The sequence below is a fragment of the Niveispirillum sp. genome (assembly GCF_017996735.1).
Taxonomy (GTDB): Bacteria; Pseudomonadota; Alphaproteobacteria; order Azospirillales; family Azospirillaceae; genus Niveispirillum.
In genome coordinates this window covers 1-20,884 of record NZ_JAGOGJ010000084.1, presented here as the reverse complement: position 1 = coordinate 20,884, position 20,884 = coordinate 1, and the positions used below count along the sequence as shown (strand labels likewise).

The 20,884-nt window shown below is 63.6% G+C and carries 14 protein-coding genes; 12 read left to right on the top strand and 2 right to left on the bottom strand.

Annotation, left to right across the window (positions count from 1 at the left end):
- Positions 1-233 precede the first annotated feature (233 nt).
- The 4 genes from KBA48_RS22135 to KBA48_RS22120 all read left to right on the top strand — a co-directional run bounded on the left by KBA48_RS22135 (position 234) and on the right by KBA48_RS22120 (position 8,019).
- Positions 234-2,033 (top strand): amidohydrolase family protein, encoded by a 1,800-nt coding sequence (locus tag KBA48_RS22135; protein WP_292910457.1) that lies wholly within the window; start codon positions 234-236, stop codon positions 2,031-2,033.
- Between the two features lie 158 nt (positions 2,034-2,191).
- Complete coding sequence (locus tag KBA48_RS22130) at positions 2,192-5,260, top strand: TonB-dependent receptor (RefSeq protein WP_292910455.1); 3,069 nt, start codon at positions 2,192-2,194, stop codon at positions 5,258-5,260.
- A 76-nt stretch (positions 5,261-5,336) separates the two neighbouring features.
- A complete protein-coding gene (locus KBA48_RS22125; protein ID WP_292910453.1) occupies positions 5,337-6,764 on the top strand; it encodes an amidohydrolase in 1,428 nt (475 codons plus the stop codon).
- Position 6,765: 1 nt separating this feature from the next.
- Complete coding sequence (locus KBA48_RS22120) at positions 6,766-8,019, top strand: amidohydrolase family protein (RefSeq protein ID WP_292910451.1); 1,254 nt, start codon at positions 6,766-6,768, stop codon at positions 8,017-8,019.
- 105 nt (positions 8,020-8,124) lie between these two features.
- On the opposite strand, the gene KBA48_RS22115 is transcribed toward KBA48_RS22120, so the two are convergent.
- Positions 8,125-8,607, bottom strand: a complete 483-nt coding sequence (locus tag KBA48_RS22115; RefSeq protein ID WP_292910449.1) for an Lrp/AsnC family transcriptional regulator — start codon at positions 8,605-8,607, stop codon at positions 8,125-8,127.
- A 175-nt stretch (positions 8,608-8,782) separates the two neighbouring features.
- Positions 8,783-10,036 carry a cation:dicarboxylase symporter family transporter gene (locus tag KBA48_RS22110; RefSeq protein ID WP_292910448.1) on the bottom strand — a complete coding sequence of 418 codons (1,254 nt, stop codon included), beginning with the start codon at positions 10,034-10,036 and terminating at the stop codon, positions 8,783-8,785.
- Positions 10,037-10,317: 281 nt separating this feature from the next.
- Here KBA48_RS22110 and KBA48_RS22105 point away from each other — a divergent pair, with 281 nt between their 5' ends.
- The 8 genes from KBA48_RS22105 to KBA48_RS22070 form a co-directional block, all read left to right on the top strand.
- On the top strand, positions 10,318-10,986 hold the full coding sequence (locus KBA48_RS22105) for an RNA polymerase sigma factor (RefSeq protein WP_292910446.1): 669 nt from the start codon (positions 10,318-10,320) through the stop codon (positions 10,984-10,986).
- Positions 10,987-11,029: 43 nt separating this feature from the next.
- Entirely contained in the window at positions 11,030-12,220 is a 1,191-nt protein-coding gene (gene metC, locus KBA48_RS22100) for a cystathionine beta-lyase (protein WP_292910444.1), read from the top strand.
- Between the two features lie 167 nt (positions 12,221-12,387).
- Positions 12,388-14,724, top strand: coding sequence for a TonB-dependent receptor (locus KBA48_RS22095; RefSeq protein ID WP_292910442.1), 2,337 nt, complete (start codon positions 12,388-12,390; stop codon positions 14,722-14,724).
- Positions 14,725-14,726: 2 nt separating this feature from the next.
- Positions 14,727-16,244 carry a CRTAC1 family protein gene (locus KBA48_RS22090; RefSeq protein WP_292910440.1) on the top strand — a complete coding sequence of 506 codons (1,518 nt, stop codon included), beginning with the start codon at positions 14,727-14,729 and terminating at the stop codon, positions 16,242-16,244.
- Positions 16,245-16,357: 113 nt separating this feature from the next.
- Positions 16,358-18,106 carry a gamma-glutamyltransferase gene (gene ggt, locus KBA48_RS22085; protein ID WP_292910438.1) on the top strand — a complete coding sequence of 583 codons (1,749 nt, stop codon included), beginning with the start codon at positions 16,358-16,360 and terminating at the stop codon, positions 18,104-18,106.
- Between the two features lie 107 nt (positions 18,107-18,213).
- Entirely contained in the window at positions 18,214-19,638 is a 1,425-nt protein-coding gene (locus KBA48_RS22080) for a M28 family peptidase (RefSeq protein WP_292910436.1), read from the top strand.
- Positions 19,639-19,672: 34 nt separating this feature from the next.
- A complete protein-coding gene (locus tag KBA48_RS22075) occupies positions 19,673-20,557 on the top strand; it encodes an MBL fold metallo-hydrolase (protein ID WP_292910434.1) in 885 nt (294 codons plus the stop codon).
- A gap of 117 nt (positions 20,558-20,674) precedes the next feature.
- Positions 20,675-20,884 (top strand): sulfur transferase domain-containing protein (locus KBA48_RS22070; protein WP_292910432.1); only part of this gene is annotated, 210 nt, incomplete at its 3' end.

The window sequence follows — 20,884 nt, the reverse complement described above, 5'->3', positions numbered from 1 at the left end:
CCACAGCAGCCTTGCCCCTGAACGGGCAAGCCACGCTTATGACGCATCCACCCTGTGGTTCCGCAGCAGAATATTCATTGTGCGTCGCGATATATTTCCTATTGATCCAGTAGGAAAATATATGCAAGCCTGACGGTTCGGTGGCGGGCGCCATGCGGTGATGGTGGTGGGGCATTGGGTGTGGTTCGCGTCATAGAGGACCGTGACCAATGATCGTTTCACGGAGGTATAGGGTGACCAGTCGTAAAGGGGGTTTTTCCGCAGGCGTGCTTGTCGCGTTGATGGTGGGGGCGGGATGCGGCGGCGCCGTCGCACAATCGACGGATCGGCTGATTGCCATCACCGACGCGGTCATTTTCGACGGCACCGGCAAGGAACCCTATCGGGGAAACGTGATCGTCCGTGACGGGCGGATCGAGAATGTGGGGCAGAACATCCCCGTCCCGGCCGGTGCCAAGGTCATCCGGGCCGAGGGGCGGGCGGTGCTGCCGGGCTTCTTCGATGTCCATACGCATTGGTCGCCGGGCGGGCAGCCGGGAACCCTGCCGCAGATCGCCACGGCCTACATCACGAGCGGCGTGACCACGGTCAATGATTTCCACCAGGCGCCGGAAGCATTCGAACCGCGCCGCGACTGGCTGAAGCAGATCAAGGGCCCCCATGTGAACTTTGTCGCCCGCATGAGCACACCGGGCGGGCATGGCGCGGACTGGGCGGATCGCAACACGACAAAATGGGTCGCCACGGCACAGAGTGCCAGACGGGAAGTCCAGGCGCTGCAGCCATACCGGCCCGACCATATCAAGGCGTTTGCCGACGGTTGGCGCTATGGCAATCTGCCCGAAGAAACCTCGATGAATCTTGAAACGCTGGGCGCCCTGGTCGACGAGGCCCACAAGCAGGGGCAGCGCGTGCTGTCGCACACCGTGACGGTTGATCGCGGCAAGCTGGCCGCCCAGGCGGGCGTCGATGTCATCGCGCACAGTCTGCAGGACCGGCCTGTCGATGACGAGACCGTGGCGCTGATGCGCAAGGCCGGCACCTTCTACGCGCCCACCCTGGCCATCTATGAACCCACCCCCGGAGGTGACAGGATCGTCCCGGATCTGACTGAACCCGTTTCGCGTCAGCGATACCGGAAATGGGACTATGCCCGGCAGAATCTGCGTGTGCTTTACCAGGCCGGAGTTCCCATCGCCGTGGGCACCGACGCGGGTATCGGCGGCGCCAAGCACGGCACGTCGACCCTGCGCGAGATGGAGTTGATGGTCGATGCCGGCCTGCCGCCGGCCGCCGCCCTGATCGCCGGTACGGCGAACAGCGCCAAGGCGCTGGGGGTGATCGCCGACCGTGGGACGATCGAGGCGGGGAAACGGGCCGATCTGGTGGTCGTCACGGGCGCGCCCTGGCAGAATATCGGCGATGTGCGCAACATCCATCAGGTTGTCATCGATGGTGAACTGGTCATCGACCCGCGCGTGAAATTGCCAAAAGCCAATTCGGAAACCGCGCTGGCCGCAGTTCCGGCCGTGCAACTCATCGATGATTTCGAACGGACCGACGATCGCAGCGCGCTGAACACGCTCCGTCTTGCCGACATGGATGGTGGGGTCGAACGGTCCACCGTCGTCACCAACCGCGTGCCCAGGGCAACGGGGGGCTCGGCGCTGTCCATCGCCGTGCAGATGTCGTTGAAGGAAAGTCCGGAAGGCGGCGTGCTGATCCCGCTGAGCCGGGGGTCGGTGCGGCCCGTCGATGCACGCCCCTATGCCGGCGTCCGGCTGGAATTCAGGGGGGAGGGACCCTATCAGGTCGTGATCAACACGCTGAAGGGTGAATGGACCGCCGAACTGGAGGGCCGGCCCGACTGGACGGAGGTCCGCGTGCCCTTCTCGGCCTTCAAGCCGACCCCGACCCGGCGGTCGGAAACACAGGAATGGCGGGGCAACGACCTTGTTGAGGTTGGTGTGCTTGTGCGCCGCACGGCCGGTGCCACGGCCTGGGCCGAGGTGGACAATCTCGGCTTCTATTGACGCGGTCCGGTTACAGATCGAACCGACGGTCATTCCAGGGATTTTACCCCGACCGGAATTTTAAGGTCGGGTTTCCCGCATCACACGCGTCATAGCAGGGCGATGCCGCAGAACGCATCGCTCTATAGGGACGACCTACTCAAAAAAGGGGGTTCTCGGTGAACAGGAAATTGAATTCGGTGCGTGGACGGGTGCTTTGCGCCACGTCCTTGATCGGTCTGATGGTCGCACAGCAGGCCTTGGCACAGCAGGCAGCAAGCGAGCTTCAACTGGAAGAGATCGTGGTCACGGGCACCCGCATCGTGGGGGCCAAGACGACCGACGCCCTGCCCGTGACCGTGGTCAGCGCGGAAGAGATCGCCGCGACGGCGGCGGTATCGGGTGATGATCTGATCCGCTCCATCCCGCAGATGAGCGATGTGTCGTTCAACACCAGCAATGGCCAGACCAGCAGCAATTTTGCCCGTGGCGATGTGGGGTCCATCGATCTGCGTGGCCTGGGGGTGGGCAATACGCTGGTCCTGCTGAACGGCCGTCGTGTCGTTCAGCATCCGAGCAGCCAGGCCAGTTCCTCCTCCGCGCCGGTGCTCACCTACAACACGAACGCCATTCCTGTTTACGGCGTGCAGCGTGTCGAGGTGCTGCGTGACGGTGCTGCGGCCCTGTACGGCACCGATGCCGTCGCGGGCGTGGTCAACACTGTTCTGCGCGACAATATCGATGGCAGCAGCATTTCGCTGCAATATGGCGGGGCCGAGGGCACCAGCCAGCGCGAATTCAACGCCTCCGGCTATGTCGGCAAGGATTTCGAGGATGGGCGGGGCAATTTTTCGCTGCTGTTCAACTATACGGACCGCACGGCGCTGAGCTCGCAGGACCTTCCCTATACGGCGACAGCGGACCACCGGTTCTTCCCTGGATTCACCGGTACGATCTTCGAAGGCTCCAACAGCCTGGATGACACCAGCACGCTGTCCCACTGGGGCAATTTCACCACGCTGAACGGGGTCCGGGTTCGTCGCGGCACGACCAATGTCACGACGGCCGGCGGCGTCTTCTCGATCCAGCCCACCGCCAATGGCGGCTGCTCCTACGAGCTTTCGGGCGGCAACTGCATCGATGACGGCACACGCGCGACCACCGGGGCCGACCGCAATACCCGCTGGGACAGCCAGGCAAACTACCCGCTCTCCATCTCGCCGAAGCTGGAACGCCAGAACATCTATTCATCCGGCCATTACGACCTGAATGACGATGTGACGGTCTTCGGCGAGTTCGGTTATTACGCCGCGAAGACGCGCAGCATCCAGGACAGCGTCTTCTCGATCGGCTCGATCCAGATGACCGTTCCCGCCTCGAACTACTGGAATCCCTTCGGTCCGGTCACGTTTGCAAACGGGGCGGCCAATCCCAATCGCCTTGTCGGCATCGATGCGCCGGCCGCCGGCCTGCCGATCGTGATGACGAGTTATCGTTTCGTCGATATGGGCCCGACCGTTGTCGATGTGACCAATAAGCAGTACCGCGCGGTGCTGGGCCTGAAGGGTGAGGCGTTCGGTTTTAATTGGGAGACCGCCGGCCTTTATTCAAAGGCGACGGTCCGCGACGAGCAGGACGGCATCAGTTCGACGGCGCTGCAAAAGAACCTGGCCCTGTCCACGCCGGATGCCTACAACCTCTTCAATGGCGGCAGTTCGGTCAATCCGACCGGCCCCGACACGACCCCCAGCAGCCAGACTGCCATCGACGCGATCCGGGTCGCCACGGTGCGCCGTGGCAAGTCCACGCTGGCGCAGTGGGACTTCAAGGCATCGCGCGCCGATCTGTTCGAACTGCCGGGTGGCGATGTCGGCATGGCCGTGGGCGCCGAGCTGCGCCGCGACACCCAGTTGGACGACCGTGATTCCCGCGTCGACGGCACAATCAAATGGACCGACACGGTGACGGGCGTGGTGCAGGACAGCGATCTGTTCGGCGTCAGCCCCACCCCGGACACCAAGGGTGCCCGCACGGTGTTCGCCGCCTATACGGAATTCGCCGTTCCGCTGGTCTCGCCCGAGATGGGCGTGCCGCTGATGCAGAATCTCAATCTGCAGATTGCCGGCCGTTATGAGCATTATTCCGATTTCGGCAGCATCGCGAAGCCGAAGGTCGCCGCGGCCTGGGATATCATCGACGAGATCCGTATCCGCGCCTCCTGGGCCCAGGGTTTCCGCGCCCCCAATCTGGAACAGACCAATGCGACGGTCGTGACGCGCGGCAATACCCGCACCGACTGGGTCCGGTGTGAAGCCGACCTTCGTGCCGGCCGCATCACCAGCTTCGACGCCTGTTCGCAATCCTTCGTGACCACCGCCCGCCGGGCCGGCAATCCCGATCTCAACCCCGAGAAGTCGGAAACCTGGACGGCCGGCACGGTGCTTCAACCGTCCTTCCTGGAAACGCAGTCGGTGCGGACCACCTTCACGGCCGATTACTGGCAGGTGAAGCAGAAGGGCATCGTCGGTGTCTATGGCGAGGGCAATGCCCTGATCAGCGATTACTTCAAGCGGCTTCAGGGGGGCAGCGAGTCCACCGTCATTCGTGCGGCCCCGACCGCCGACGATATCGCGCTGTTCGCCGGAACGGGCCTGGCACCCGTGGGCCGGGTGACCTATGTCGACGATAAATATCTCAATCTGGAGCCGCAGACCGTGCGCGGTCTGGATTTCGGCCTGAATGTCGCGTTGAAGGACACGGATATCGGCAGCTTCAACCTGTCGGCCAATGTCGCCTATCTGCTGAAATATTTCCGCGACGCCTCGGACGATATCCAGACATTGATCGATGCCAGGGCCGACGGGAAGATCAACAAGGACACGATCATTCCCGAAGGTGGCAACCTGATCCGGGTCGACGGGTTCCCCCGCTGGCGCGCTTCCGGTTCCTTGACCTGGAAGCTCGACCAGTTCACCGCCGGGGCCTTCGTCAACTACCGCAGCAGCGTCATCGACGATGACATCTCGGTCAATGGCCAGAACTTCAAGGTGAAGAGCTACACGACGGCCAGCCTCTATGTGCAGCGGGAGTTCGAGGAACTCCTGGGTGACAGGACGACGCTGCGCGTTGGCGTGCGCAACATCACCGATAAGCGCCCGCCGATCGATTCCAGCGCCTTCGGCTATATGGGGTCGCTGGACTCCCCGGCGCCGCGTTACTGGTACGCCAGCATCCGCGCTGATTTCTAAGCGAGCGGCGCTCCTCCCCTTCGGCTAGAAGGGGGGGAGCGTGATGGGAACAATCTCGATCCAGAAAGGCGCTCTCGTGAAACGTCTATATCGGTACGCCGCCGGGTCCGTCCTGGCCTTTGCGGCGCTGTCTTCCACCGCCGCGCTGGCGGCGGCACCTGCCGGTGACAAGGCTGCGCCCCCGGTTCCGGCCCCGGCCCCTGCCGTCGCGGCCCCATATCCCAGCACCTATCGCCCGGGCCCCGCGCCGGATACGGTGATCGTCAACGCCTCGATCCTCACCGCCACCGGGGTGCGCATCGACAATGGCTCGATCCTGATGTCGAACGGCCGGATCGTGGCCGTGGGCACGGATATCCAGGCCCCCGCCGGGGCACGGGTCATCGATGGCACGGGCAAGTGGGTCACCCCCGGCATCATCGACGCCCATTCCCATCTGGGCGTGTTCGCCGCCCCCGGCGTGGACGGGCATGCCGATGGCAACGAGAATATCGACCCCTATACGGCGCATGTCTGGGCCGAACATTCGATCTGGCCGCAGGACCCCGTCTTCACCAAGGCCAGGGCCGGCGGTGTGACCAGCCTGCTGATCCTGCCGGGTTCGGCCAATCTGTTCGGCGGCCGGGGCGTGACCGTCAAGAATGTCCCCGCCGTCACCGTCCAGCAGATGAAGTTCCCCGACGCGCCCTACAGCCTGAAGATCGCCTGTGGCGAGAATCCCAAGGGCCGGTATGGCAGCCGTGGCCGCGCGCCCGCGACCCGCATGGGCAATGTCGCCGGTTTCCGGCGGACCTGGATCGACGCCGCGGAATATGCCCGCAAATGGGATGCCTATGAGCGCAAGCGCGCCAAGGGCGAGGCGGCGGAAGCGCCGAAGCGTGACCTGGGCCTGGAGACGCTGGCCGGCGTGCTGAAGGGCGATATCCTGGTCCAGAACCATTGTTACCGCGCTGACGAGATGGCGGTGATGCTGGATGTCGGACACGAATTCAATTTCAAGATCCAGGCATTCCATCACGCCGTCGAGGCGTACAAGATCGCCGACCTGCTGGCGACGGAGCAGAACTGCGTCGCGACCTGGGCCACGCGCTGGGGCTTCAAGATGGAAGCCTATGACGCGATCGAGGAGAACGCCGCGATCCTGGCATCGCATGGGGTCTGCGTCGCCATCCATTCCGACGAACAGCGGCTGATCCAGCGTCTGAATGTCGAAACCGCCGTAGCCCTGGCGGCCGGCCGTCGTGCCGGCATCGATATTCCCCAGGAAGAGGCGATCAAGTGGATCACGCTGAACGCGGCGCGGATCATGGGTGTCGCGGACAAGACCGGGTCCCTGGAGCCGGGCAAGATGGCGGATGTGGTTCTGTGGAGCCGTAACCCGTTCAGTGTCTACGCCATCGCCGAGAAGGTCTTCATCGATGGCGCCCTGGTGCATGACACGTCCGATCCGTCGAAGATCTATCGAAGCGACTTCGAAGTCGGCCAACCGGTGGGAGAGGAATAAAATGAAGCTCCGTCATCTTTCTCTCACCGCCATCGGGCTGGCCGGTCTGCTGATGCCTTCCGCCGCCCTGGCGCAGAGCTTCGCGATCACCAACGCCCATATCCTCTCTCCCGGTCCGGTGGGGGAGGTCGCGCGGGGCACCATCCTTGTGCGCGACGGCAAGATCGTTTCCGCCGGCGCCGATGTGAACCTGCCGCAAGGCATCAGCATCATCGACGCCAAGGGCGGCTATGTCACGCCGGGCCTGATCGCCGTCAACACGGCGCTGGGGCTGGTGGAAGTCAATTCCGTGTCCGGCACGGTTGACGATAAAAGCCGCAGCATGCGCATCAGCGCGGCCTTCGACGTGCAGTATGGGCTGAACGCCGCATCCACCTTGATCCCAGTTGCCCGCCTGGGCGGTGTCACCCGCGCCGTCGTCATGCCGGATTACGATGATGGCAACAAGGAACGGGAAGCGCCGTTTGCCGGCAAGGCCGCGCTGATCTCGCTGGGGCAGGGGGCGAACATCCTGTTCAAGCCTGGGATCGGCATGGTCCTGGAGGTCGGGGAAGACGGTGCCGCGCGCCTGGGCGGGTCGCGGGCGTCAGAATTTGTCCAGCTTCGGGAGATATTCTCCACCCTCAAGCGCCGCAAGAGCGAGGGGGATGATGATTGGGGATTGTCGGAGGCCGACCGCAAGGCCCTGGAACCTGTCCTTGCCGGCAAGACGCCCCTGATCGTCATGGTCCATCGCGCCGCCGACATCGAACAGGTCCTCAGCCTGGCGCAGGATTACCGGCTGAAGGTCATTCTCAGCGGTGCGGAGGAAGCCTGGCGGGTGGCCGACAAGATCGCCGCCATGAAGGTGCCGGTTCTGCTGAACCCGACCTCCAACATTCCGTCCAGCTTCGACCAGATCGGCGCCACGCTTCACAATGCGGCGATCCTCCGCAAGGCCGGGGTGGAGATCGCGATCAGTGGTAATGATGGCGGCCACCGGGTCCGCGACATGCGCTACAATGCCGGCATCGCGGTTTCCCGTGGTCTGCCGCAGGCGGCGGGCCTGGAGGCCATCACGCTGGCCCCCGCCCGCATCTTCGGCGTCGCGGATCAGGTCGGGTCCATCGAGGCCGGCAAGCTGGCGGATATTGTCATCTGGGATGGCGACCCGCTGGAACCCCTGACCGAGCCGGTCGCGATTTATGTGGAAGGCAAGGAACAGCCGATGCAGTCCCGTGCCACCCAGTTGGGCAACCGTTATCTGAAACGCTGACGACACATCCAGAAAGCAACACACCATGCGGACGGCGTCGGGGATGGTATTCCCGGCGCCGTTTTGCCTTTAGATGACGACGATTTGGAACGGCCGCCCAGTGCCTCAGCCCGTTGTCGCCTTCACCAGTGGCAGGGCCGTGGTGCATTTGATTTCTTCCATCGAAAAGGCCGAACTGACATCGGTCAGCCGCACCGCCTTGATCAGCCGGCGATATACCGAGTCATACGCGCTGATGCTTTCGACACGCAGCTTGAGCAGATAATCCACGTCACCCGTCATCCGGTAGAATTCCACCACCTCCGGTATGTCCCGCACGGCGCTGGTCAGTTTGCCAAGCCATTCGTCGGAATGTTCGGCGGCACGGATACTGACGAAGACCGTCATGTCGAGCCCCAGCTTGCCGGCATCCAGAAGCGTGACGCGGCGCGAGATGACGCCCGTCTCTTCCAGGCGCTTCACCCGCCGCCAGCAAGCATTGTGTGACATGTTGGCCTTTTCCGCGATCCCCGCAATGGACAGGCAGGCATCCTCCTGAACAATGGAAAGGATACGGATATCGGCGTCGTCGAGCGTTACTTTTGCCATTGAGAGAATCCTTTTACAGATTTGCCGATTGGCTCTCCGGTTCAGCCGTTATACCTGCGGCACGAAATCATGACCGATGCTCAAGATTTCGTGCGCCTCAATCGCCGGCGGGCGCATCCGCGCCCTTGGCTACGCGGCATGGGCCGCGCGGCGGCAGTCGCCGCCGTACCATCGGTCAAGAATTTTGGCCGATGGCATTATTGGTGTTCTCAAGCCTGTCCACCACGCTGGTGGCCGCGACATCCATGGTCACATTGCCGACGGTGCGGACAAGGTCGGGTATCATCTCCACGGCGACCAGCAGGGCGAGGGGTTCAATGGGAACACCCATGGCGACGCAGATCGGCGTGATGGAGGTCAGGAAACTGACCTGACCGGGCAGGCTGACGGACCCGACCGTGGTGACCGCCGCAACGGCGGCGCCGGCGAACAGGGCGGAGGCCGACAGGTCGATGCCCATCCAATGCGCCACATAGATCGCGACCCCGAGATTCATCGCCGGACTGGTGACGCGGAAGATGGCGACGGCGATGGGCAGGGAAACCCGCGCGACGGAATCCCGGATTCCCAGTTCGGCGGTCGCCGACAGCATGGTGGGCAGCGAAGCCAGGGATGATTGCGTGCTCAAGGCCACGGCCTGCGCCGGCAACAGGGCGCGGGCGAAACGGACCAGCCCGACCTTTCCAAAGATCCCGGCCAGCGGATAGGCCAGAAGCCATGCGGCCAGCCCCGCGCTGGACACGATCAGTACATAATGCACCAGGGCGCCGATGGCCGACGCGCCTGCGCGGGCGCCCACGGCGAAGGCCAGCGCCAGCACACCGACCGGTGCCGCTTTCAGCACCCAGTCGACAACGATCAGCATCGCATTGCCGATGGCTTCGAAAAAGCCCACCACCGGTTCGCGCTGACCGGCCGGCAACCGGGCCAGTGCCATCGCGAAGATGGCCGTGAACAGGATCAGCGGCAGAAGGGCATTGTTCGCCGCCGCCGCAACGGGATTGGTCGGCACGATGGACCGGAAAAAGTCGGCGATGCCCGGCGAGGCGGCCGGTGCGGTCTGATCATGCCCCAGACTGGCGGCCAGCGCCTTTGCCGCCGCCTCCGGCACGGGCCAGGCGGCCAGCAGCGACGGGATCAGCAGGGCGGCCATCGCGGTGGACAACCACAGCAGCGCGATGAACAGCACCACCGACCGCAGCGCCACCTTGTCGCCCCGCGCGCAGTCGAAGGTTTTTGCGATGCCTGTGACCAGCAGCGACACCACCAGCGGGATGATCGTCATCCGCAGCGCATCAAGCCAGAGCCCGCCAACCGTGTCGGCCAGATCCAGCGCGGAGCCGACACTGTCATCGCTGAAACGCACCGACAGGATGCCGAGCGTCAGGCCGATGATCAGGGCTGAAAGAATGAGCCATGTGCGTTTCATTTATCGCCTCGTCAAATACGGAATGAGCCAGCAAAGCTCTCGATGCTGATGACGCTGCCCGAACGATCTTCCCCACCGGCAGATCAGCAGGGGTGAGGCTCCTTTCTGTCTTTTCATCTGATGCGCCTATTTTTTGGTCAAACGATCCTGATGTGGAAATTTATCCCGTTGAAACGGGATTTTGGAAATACGTATCACAAAATCGGCTGAATCTTCCCAAAATACGGCAATGAACCTGCCATAGGTCCATGTTATAAAAAAATGAAGCGGGGAGAATGATAATGACATCAACGGGCTCTCAATTCGACAGTTCTTCTGTCGAACGACAAAAGATGACGACTGGATTCTGGGGAAATAATTCATCCGGTCTTATTGGTGAAAGTAAGAATTCAATTGAATGTGGTGGGATGGATAGAAGGGAATTGGTGGATTTGATTGTTCCCTACATCCCTTTGTTGCGACGATATCTGCAGGTCCGGGTTCCGGAAGATGATGTCGATGATGTTTTGCAGGATGTGATGCTGCGGGTGATCCGCCGGGATGATCGAACGGAGATCGAGCGTCCCAAATGTTATCTGTTCCAGGTGGCGCAGGCCACGCTGATCGACCGCCACCGGCGGCAGAGCGCCCGCAAGGCCTTTCTCCATTGCGAGTTGATGGAGGAGATGCATCCGGTCGATGAGCTTCACCCCCTGCACATCCTGATCGCGCGTGACGAGTTCCGGACGCTGGCGGGGGCGCTGAGCGGCCTGCCGGAGCGGACCCGAGAGATCATCATCGCCGTCCGGATCGGGGGCGAGAGCCTGAAGGCACTGGCCAGCAAATACGAGGTTTCGACAAGCGCCATTGAGAAGCATGTGACCAAGGCGCTGAGAGTTCTGGAGAAAACGCGGAACCGTCCGGCACGCGACCGCATGGCGACGGGCCTCGGCCTGGGTTTCGCCAATTGACGATAGTACCCTTCAAGAATGGAACAATAAGATGAAAGAGTGCGTGAACACCCATGAGTCGACGCGTCTGATCCACGGCGACGCCGGGTGCGAAAGGCTGCAAAGGACACCAGGCCCGCCGGTACAGCGCGGATCGACCGTTCTGCTGGACAGGTACGACGATGTGTATGACACCTCCATGGTGACATATGGCCGTGTCGGCCTGACCACCCAGCGCACCTTGCGCGACGCGCTCCGTGACCTTGAACATGCGGATGAGGCGTTCCTCTATCCGTCCGGACTGGCGGCGATCACCGGCACGCTGTCGGCGCTGCTGTCGTCGGGCGACGAGGTGCTGGCCTGTGACTCGGTCTATAATCCGACGCGCCGTTTCCTGCAGGGCACATTGGCCCGTTTCGGCGTGACCGCCCGATATTTCGAACCGTCGGCGGATGCGGCCGCCATCAGGGCGATGATCACGCCGGCGACCCGCGTCATCTTCCTGGAATCGCCGGGGTCGCTGACCTTCGAGATGCAGGATGTGCCGGCCATTGCCAGGATGGCCCGCGAAATGGGCGTAATGACCGTCATCGACAATACATGGTCGGCCGGCGTGCTGTTCAAGCCCCTGGACCATGGCGTCGATGTCAGCATCCAGTCGCTGACGAAATATGTCTGCGGGCATTCCGATGTCTTCATGGGCCTGGCGGCGGCCAAGGGCAAGGCGGTGAAGCTGCTGGCGGCATCCAGCTATGAAACCGGCTGGGCCGTTTCGCCCGATGACGCCTATCTGGCCTTGCGTGGGTTGCGCACCCTGCTTCCGCGCCTGTCGCAGCATGGCAAGGCGGCGCTGAAGGTGGCGCGCTGGCTGTCCACGCAGCCGGAGGTGCATGCCGTTCTGTGCCCCGGCCTGGAACAGGACCCCGGCCATGCCATCTGGAAACGCGATTTCAGCGGTGTGTGCGGCCTGTTCGGCATCGTGTTGAAGCCTGTCGGCAACGATGCTGTGAAGCGCATGGTGGAAGCTCTGTCGCTGTTCGGTCTGGGCTATTCCTGGGGCGGCTTCGAAAGCCTGATCCTGCCCTGCGATCCCCAACTGGCCGCACGAACCCATGGCGTCCGTAATGCCGGCCCGCTGCTGCGCATCCATGTCGGGCTGGAAGCCGTGGATGATCTGATCGGTGACCTTCGCCACGGTCTGGACCGGCTGACGGGTGCAAGTGTCGAAAATGGTCAAATGGAAGCAGTCGCCTAGACTGTCAGGGCCGGCGTCACGTATCAAAAATGACAAATGTATTCAGGGGGTCTTCAATGACGAGAAATTTTGCTTTGATGTCAGGTACATGCATGCTGGCCGCCCTGGCGGTTGGCATGCCGGCTGCCGGACAAGAGGGGAATGAAACTCTTCTCTCAGAAATCATTGTGACCGGTTCGAGGGGACAAGCCCGGACCGTCACGACCAGTCCGACACCCATCGATGTCATCGGCGGGGAGGATGTCGAACGGCTTGGCGGCGGCATGCAGTTGCGTGATGCGCTGACTCAGCTTGTGCCATCGTTCCAGTCGACGACGGTGGGAAGCTCGTCCTTCAACAGCCTGACGCGACCGGCGGGCCTGCGCGGTCTGTCGGGCGTGCATGTGCTGGTGCTGGTCAACGGCAAGCGCCGGCACAACAGCTCTATCATCGATTTCAATTCCGGTGCCACCTCGCAGGGCGGCAATCCCGTCGATCTGGACCTGATCCCGTCGAGCGCGATTGAGCGGATCGAGGTCCTGCGTGACGGTGCCTCGGCCCAGTACGGGTCGGATGCCATCGCGGGCGTGATCAATGTCATCTTAAAAAAGAACACCACCGATGGCCGGGCCACGATCGAGGCGGGTCAGCGTTACGGCCGCGACGGCAGCGGCAGCGATGGCGAAACGGTGCAGGCCAGCGTCTCCAAGGGCTTTCTCCTGGGGGATGGCGGTTCGCTGACCCTGGCGGCGGAAGGCAAGAGCGGCCAGCCCACCGTGCGCAACAGCGACGTCACGGGTGCGCTGTATTTCCCGCTGGCGAACGGGTCGCCCGACCCCCGCGAGCAGACGGCGGACCGCCGGACCTATCAGGGCGGCCTGCCCAAGGTTAAGGACGTCAAGCTTGCCCAGACCCTGTCCTTGCCGCTGGGCGAGGCGGAATTCTATTCCGACGGCACGTTCGGCTATCGCGAAGCCGAGGTTGGTCAGTCCGGCCGCCGGCCCAACAGCAATCAGAACGTTCTGCAGATCTACCCCGACGGGTTCACGCCCTTCTATTCGCTGAAGGAAACGGACACCCAGTTCACCGGCGGCGTGAAGGGTGAGGTTTCGCAGTGGAATGCCGATCTGAGCAGCACCTATGGCCGCAATCATGCCAAGAACGGTGCCTTCAACACGCTGAACGCCTCACTCGGCCCGTCAAGCCCGACCGAGTTTGATACGTTCAGCTCGACCTTCGGTCAGTGGACCAACAATCTCGACCTGACCCGGGATTTCGAACTGGGCAACTCCACCCCGCTTCATGTCTCGTTCGGCGGTGAATATCGCTATGAATCCTACGAGACCAAGCCGCTGGATGAGGCGGCTTATAAGAGCGGGGGCTATTTCTATCCCAGCGGGCCGCTTGCCGGCCGTCCGGCGCAGGTTGGCGCGCAGGGCGCCATCGTCGTGACGCCGGAAGATGCAGCGGATGAAAGCCGCAACATCTGGGCAACCTATCTCGACCTCGCCCTGGACGTCTCGCCCAAGCTTCTGCTGACGGCCGCCGGCCGGTTCGAGCGCTATGACGACAGTTCCGGCAGCGTGTGGAGCGGCAAGCTGAGTGGCCGTTATGAGGTGACGGACTGGTTCGCCCTGCGTGGGGCCCTGAGCAATGGTTTCCGTGCCCCGTCCCTGGCACAGCAATCCTTTGCCCAGACCTCCACCTCGGTCAATCTGGTGGGCGGCGTCTATGTCCCGGTTCTGACCAAGGTGGTCAAGACAGGGTCGCCGACCGCGCGGGCCCTGGGGGCACAGCCGCTGAAGCCCGAGAAGTCGATGAATTACAGCTTCGGCACCACGATCACGCCCGGTTCGGGCCTGACCTTGTCCGTGGATACCTATCAGATCGATCTGGACGACCGGATCACGCTGACGGGACTGCTGTCCGGCAACGGTGTTCGCAATATCCTGATCCGCAACGGTTTCTCCGGTGACCAGTCGCTGCGTTTCTTCACCAACGCCGTGGATACCCGCACCCGGGGTGTGGATGTTGTCGGCACCTACGCGTTCAGCACCGATGATCTGGGCCGTTTCCGGACCTCGCTCGGGTTCAATTACAACACGACCAAGATCCGCAACATCGCGGCCAATCCGCCCGAATTGAGCGGTCTGGGCCTGACCCTGTTCGACCGCCGGACGCAGGGCTGGTTCACCGAAGGCCCGAAGACGAAGCTGATCGCTGGTCTGAACTGGGACTATGACGCGATTGGCGTCAATCTGAAGACGACCCGGTATGACAGCTTCAAGCTTCTGGACAATAGTGCTGCCAATGACCAGAGCTTCGGTGCGAAATGGGTGACCGACCTTGAGGTTTCCTATGAACTGACCGATGCGTTGAAGCTGGCGGTCGGCGCCTACAATCTGTTCGACGTCTATCCCGACCGCACGACGATTGCCAATACCATCGGGCTGGCCCCCTATGGCGCGGGACCGTTCGGCCATTACGGTGGTTATTATTACAGCCGCCTGTCCATGAGCTTCTGATCATGGGGGCTTCGCAGACACTGCGCATCGTCTGCGCGATCTCGGTTTTCGGGTTCGGATCGCTTGCTTCGGCAAGCGATCCTGACAGCGACCTGGCACCGCCCTTCACCGCCATCCAGGTGCAAGACCTGGCGGTGCCGGGGTCCCTGTCGAATGCCTGGGCCGATGTCGACAATGACGGTGACCCGGACCTTGCCGTTTCGATCCGAACCGGCGAGGTCCGTCTTTACCGCAATGATGGCGGCAAGCTGGTCAGTGTCGGCGAGGCCATGGGGCTGCCCCTGTCGGGTCCGGAACTGCGGGGGCTGTCCTGGGGCGATTATGATGCCGATGGCTGGGTCGATCTGTTTGGCGGACCGACCAGCGTCGCGGCGCGAAGCCGGCTGTTCCACAACCAGGGCGGCAAGGGCTTTGTCGAGGTGGAGACGCCGTCCCCGGTGACGGAGGCCGGCCGGTCATCCCGGCAATCAACCTGGGTCGATATCGACCAGGATGGCGACCTGGATTTCTTTGCGGCCAACCGGAACGGGCCGAACCACCTGATCCGCCAGGATGTGGACGGGTTCCGGCGTATCGCGGCGGATCAGCCGGTTTCCGATCCGCGCCCGACCGTCGGGGCCTGCTGGTTCGACTATGACCAGGATGGCGATCTGGATCTGTTCCTGGCCAACCAGGCCGGGGCCACCGACGCGCTTTGGCGCAATGACGGCATGGTGTTCGTCGATGTGGCACCGGAACTGGGCATGGATCGGCCGGGCCGGCGCAAGGAGGAGGGCAGCGTGGGATGTGCGCTGGCCGACTATGACAATGACGGCGACCTGGACCTTTATGTGGCCAGCTATGGCACGGCCGTCCTTTACCGGAACGATGGACGCGGCGGCTTTGTCGATGTCGCCGCCGCACTGGGCTTGAACGAGACCCTGCATGCGGTGGGTGCTGCATGGGGCGATTACGACAATGACGGCTATATCGACCTGTTCGTCGCGGCCTATACAGGCGTCACGGGCAATCTTCGGCCCGATGACCGGCTGTATCGCAATCTGGGCGGCCGGGGGTTCAGGAATGTTCTGCCGCCGGGATCGGCGATGAATGTTGCGGACCATGGCGTGCAATGGGTGGATGTCGATGGGGATGGGGCTCTCGACCTGTCGGTGACGCGGGCGCATCTGGAGGAAGGTGGCCATTTCATCTTCCACAACGATCTGGGCAGGCAGGCCCGGCGGCGTCATCTGTCGGTGCTTGTCCTTGACCGGAACGGCCACGCCACCCGCATGGGGGCGGAGGTCCGGCTGTTCAGCCGGGATGGCCGGATACTGGCGACCCGTCAGGTATCGACGGGCGGCGGATACAATTCGCAAAGCGTTCTGCCTGTCCATTTCGGTCTGGCATCCAAGGGACCGGTGACGGTTGAGGTGACCTATCTGACCGACGGACGCCGCGTCACCCAGCGGTATCGGCGGATCGATCCGGCCCGGCTTCCGGGTGGATTGCTGCGCGTGCGGGAAGGTGATGATCCATAACGCGGCCCGGCTGTCACCCGCTCATGGTGACGGCCGGAGCATGCCGACGCTCTGACCGGCGATCCGTCACGGTTCGCCGTCGATGCGATCCAACAATTCGGGGGTTGCCACCCATGTTTTCGCAAAAATCCGCCAGCCGCCGCCAGCCGGTGAAGCGCCCCCGCCTGATCCTGGCGACGGTGGCCGTGATCGGTTTGGTGTCCATTCCCTTTGCGGTGGCCGCGAAGGATGGTGCGACCCGGCCCGCCGGCCCCGTGGTTGTCGCGGCCGAACCGGAAGCGGCCCGCGCGGGCATGAATGTCCTGAAGCGGGGCGGCAGCGCCGTCGATGCAGCGGTCGCCGTGCAGGCAGCCCTCAGCCTGCTGGAACCGCAGAGTTCGGGCATCGGCGGGGGGGCGTTCCTGCTTCATTATGATGCGGGATCGGGAAAGGTGACCGCCTATAACGGGCGGGAGAAGGCCCCCGCATCGGCCGATGGCCGGTTGCTGACCGGCGATGACGGAAAGCCCCTGAGCTTTGCCACGGCCGTGGCTTCCGGCCGCGCGACGGGTATTCCCGGCGCCATGTTCATGCTGGAAAAGGCGCACCGGGATCATGGGCGTCTGCCCTGGAAAACCCTGTTTTCCGACAGTATCGAGATGGCGGAAAAAGGGTTCCATGTGCCCCCGCGCCTGGGCCGGGCGCTGCATGCGGGGCCGTTCCCGCAGAAGAACACGCCCGACCTCCGGTCCTATTTCGGCAATGGCAAGGGTGGCTTTGTCCGGACGGGCGATATCCTGAAGAATCCCACCTATGCCCGGACCCTGCGCGACATTGCGGCCAAGGGCATGGTTGTGTTCCGTGAAGGCCCCCTGGCCCAAGCGATCGTCGACAAGGTCGGGGAGGGGCCGCTGCCCAGTGGCATGACCCTGTCCGACCTGCAATCCTATCAGCCCATGGTCGGCGATGCGGTCTGTGGTCCCTACCGGGTCCATATCGTCTGCGTGCCGCCGCTGCCGTCCGGCGGTCCATCGGTTCTGCAGGGCCTGCGCATTCTGGAGCATTTTCCCATCGATGAGTGGGGCAGGGACGATGCCCGGTCCTGGGCCGTGCTGATCGAGGCATTGCGCCTGGTCTATGCGGATCGTGACCAGTATGTCGGTGATCCGGCCTTTGTGGACGTGCCCGTTGCGGGCATGCTGGATGCCGATTATATCGCCAGCCGTGCCGCGACCGTCACACCGGGCACGGCCTCCGCGCCGCCCAAGCCCGGCAAGCCGCCGGGCGCGCCAGACCGGTTGCAGGACAAGTCCCATGAACCCGGTGGCACCACCCATTTTGTCGTGATCGACGCAAGTGGCGATGCCGTGTCCATGACCACGACGGTGGAAAGCCTGTTCGGAACGGGGCGCATGGTCGGCGGCTTCTTCCTGAACAACCAGCTCACGGACTTTTCCTTCTCCCCCGTTACTGCCGATGGCCTGAAAGCGGCCAATGCGGTGGAGCCGGGCAAACGGCCCCGCTCCGCCATGAGCCCCATCATGGTGTTCGACCAGACGGGTGGCCTGCGGGCACTGGTCGGTTCACCTGGTGGCCCGGCCATCATCTCCTACAATCTGAAGGCACTGGTCGGTGTCCTGGATTGGCACCTGTCCATGCAGGACGCCATCGACCTGCCCAATGTCGTGGCGCGCGGTGACAGTATCCGGGTGGAGGCCCGCCGCATGGATGCCGCCATCCGCTCATCCCTGACCGCGATGGGCTATGCGCTGACGGAGGTTCAGGGCGAGGAGTCCGGTCTGAACGGCCTGCTGCGCGAGGCCGATGGCAGCTTCGACGGCGGTGTCGATCCGCGCCGCAACGGCGTGGTCGTGGACCGGTAAAAGCGACGCTTTCCGCATTGTGTGCCCGTACCGGCCGATCGCGCCGGCAGGGCGGAGCCATGACCAGAATGCCCGGGAATGTCCCGGGCGCATGTTTGGAGACATCAATGTTCGACACGACCGAAATGGGTCCGTTCGGCATCCGCCGCCTTTCCCCCCCACCGGCCATCAACCGGCAGGGCGCGGGCCTTGGCCCTGTGTGGAAAGCCGTGACGCTTGCCCTTCTCCTGTCGGCGACGGCGGCCGCCGATCCGGTTGTGGCGAAGGAAGGCACCGGTATCGCCTGGGACATCACGGCGGATCTCACGACCGAGATCGGGGCGCGGCTGGCCGGCACGGATCGGGAGGCGGCGGCGCGCGACTGGGCCGTGGCGCGCCTCAAGAAGCTGGGCTTCGCCAATGTGCGGGTCGAGCCGTTCACCATCCCCGGCTGGGTCCGGGGGGCGGAGGATGCACATCTTATCCATCCCTATCCGCATCGTCTGGCGATCACGGCCCTGGGCAACTCGGCCCCGACGCCGGCGGGCGGGCTTGACGGCGACCTTGTCTATTTCGCGACGCTGGATGATCTGAAGGCGGCACCGGCCGGTGCTCTGGCAGGGAAGATCGCCTTCATCGATCATGCGATGAAGCCCACGCAGGACGGATCGTCCTATGGCCCGATGGGGGTTGTCCGTCGCCTGGGGCCCGCCATCGCAGCCGGCAAGGGTGCTGCGGCCGCCATCATCCGGTCGATCGGCACGGATAACCACCGCAATCCGCATGCGGGCGGTACAAGCTTTGACGAAGGCACCGCGCCGATCCCCGCCGGGGCCGTGGCCAATCCGGACGCGGACCTGATCGCGCGGATCGCCCGCACGGGAAAGCCGATGCGGCTCAATCTGGTTCTGGAGAGCAAGGCCGTCGGGCCGCTGCCGTCCGGCAACGTCATCGCGGAAATTCCCGGGCGCGACCGCTCCCTGCCGCCGGTTCTGCTGGCCTGCCACCTGGATAGCTGGGATCTGGGCACCGGCGCCATCGACAATGCCGCCGGGTGCGGCATCATCACGGCGGCGGCCAAGCAGGTGCAGGCCGCCGGGGCGCCGCTGCGCACCATCCGTCTGCTTTGGGCGGGAAGCGAGGAGGTGGGGCTGTTGGGGGGCAAGGCCTATGCGGCGGCCCATGGCGGCGAACCGCATGCCGTGGCCATGGAAAGCGATTTCGGCGCCGACAAGGTCTGGCGGGTGCATTTCAATGTCGGGCCGGACAATGTCGCCCTGGCCGACAGGATCGCGGCCGCCCTGGCCCGGATGGGCATCCATCGCGGCAATGACCGCGCCACGGGCGGGCCGGATGTGCGGGCCATCATCGACCGGCAGAAACCGGCGGTCATCGACCTGAAACAGGACGGGACCCGCTATTTCGATCTGCACCACACCCCGGACGACACGCTGGACAAGGTCGACCCTGCCCATCTTGACCAGAATGTCGCGGCCTGGACGGCGGTCGTGGGGATCGTTGCGAACGAACCGGGGCCGATGGCCGGCAACTGACGCCTCAACCATGTTTCAGCAGGAATTCAACGTCATGAATGCCAATTCCATCCCCGGACGCCCGGACGTCTCGGCCTTTTTCGACGAGCCGACCAACACGGTCAGCTATGTCGTGGCTGATCCGGTCAGCAAGGGCTGCGCCATCATTGACAGCCTTCTGGATTTTGATCCCGCGTCGGGCCGGACATCCAGGGAAAGTGCCGACCGGATCATCGCCCATGTCCGGGAAAGGGGATTGCAGGTCGCCTGGATTCTGGAAACCCATGTCCATGCCGACCATCTGTCGGCCGCCCCCTATCTGCGCCAGCAGGTGGGGGGAGAGATGGCCATCGGTGAACAGATCACACAGGTCCAGGCCGTTTTCGGGAAGCTGTTCAATGCCGGCCCGGATTTCAGCCGCGACGGCAGCCAGTTCCAGAGATTGTTCAAGGATGGGGACGGCTTTTCCATCGGCACGATCCAGGCGCGGGCCATCCATACGCCGGGCCACACGCCGGCCTGCATGACCTATCTGATCGGGGATGCGGCCTTTGTCGGCGATACCCTGTTCATGCCCGATTACGGCACCGCGCGCTGTGATTTCCCCGGTGGTGATGCCCGGACCTTGTACCGGTCGATCCAGAAGATATTTGCCCTGCCGCCGCAGACCCGCCTGTTCATGTGCCACGATTACAAGGCGCCGGGCCGCGACGATTACCGGTGGGAAACGACGGTCGCGGCGGAAAGGGCCGGCAATCTGCATGTCCGCGACGGGATCATGGAGGATGAATTCGTGGCCATGCGCACGGCCCGCGATGCCACCTTGTCCATGCCCCGCCTGATCCTGCCCGCCGTTCAGGTGAACATGCGGGCAGGCCACCCGCCGCCGCCGGACACGAACGGGATGCGCTACCTGAAAATCCCGCTGGATGCGCTCTGACCGTTGCCGTCAGCAAAATTAGCCCAGTCGCGCCGGCGGTTGCGGCCGGCGTGACCGGTCTCATGCCGTGATCGCGCCCAAGGTCTGCCCCACCAGAATTTAAAAAGGGAGAATTCCATGCCAGGCTTGGAGCGTCTGACGCCATTCCTGTCCGTTTCACCACAGATCGAGGCCGGCGATATAGGGGTTTTGGCCGCGCAGGGTTACCGCGCGATCATCTGTAACCGGCCCGACGGAGAGGACGGGAACCAGCCCCCGTCCGACCGGATCAGGGCGGCCTGCGCCCTGCATGGCCTGGAGTTCGTCTATATGCCCGTCATCTCTGGC

Bases quoted from the DNA above. Each gene is read 5' to 3' on its own strand.
- KBA48_RS22090 (WP_292910440.1), top strand. From the start codon at position 14,727: ATGGGGGCTTCGCAGACACTGCGCATCGTCTGCGCGATCTCGGTTTTC.
- KBA48_RS22110 (WP_292910448.1), bottom strand. From the start codon at position 10,036: ATGAAACGCACATGGCTCATTCTTTCAGCCCTGATCATCGGCCTGACG.
- KBA48_RS22115 (WP_292910449.1), bottom strand. From the start codon at position 8,607: ATGGCAAAAGTAACGCTCGACGACGCCGATATCCGTATCCTTTCCATT.
- KBA48_RS22105 (WP_292910446.1), top strand. From the start codon at position 10,318: ATGACATCAACGGGCTCTCAATTCGACAGTTCTTCTGTCGAACGACAA.
- KBA48_RS22120 (WP_292910451.1), top strand. From the start codon at position 6,766: ATGAAGCTCCGTCATCTTTCTCTCACCGCCATCGGGCTGGCCGGTCTG.
- KBA48_RS22075 (WP_292910434.1), top strand. From the start codon at position 19,673: ATGAATGCCAATTCCATCCCCGGACGCCCGGACGTCTCGGCCTTTTTC.
- ggt (WP_292910438.1), top strand. From the start codon at position 16,358: ATGTTTTCGCAAAAATCCGCCAGCCGCCGCCAGCCGGTGAAGCGCCCC.
- KBA48_RS22080 (WP_292910436.1), top strand. From the start codon at position 18,214: ATGTTCGACACGACCGAAATGGGTCCGTTCGGCATCCGCCGCCTTTCC.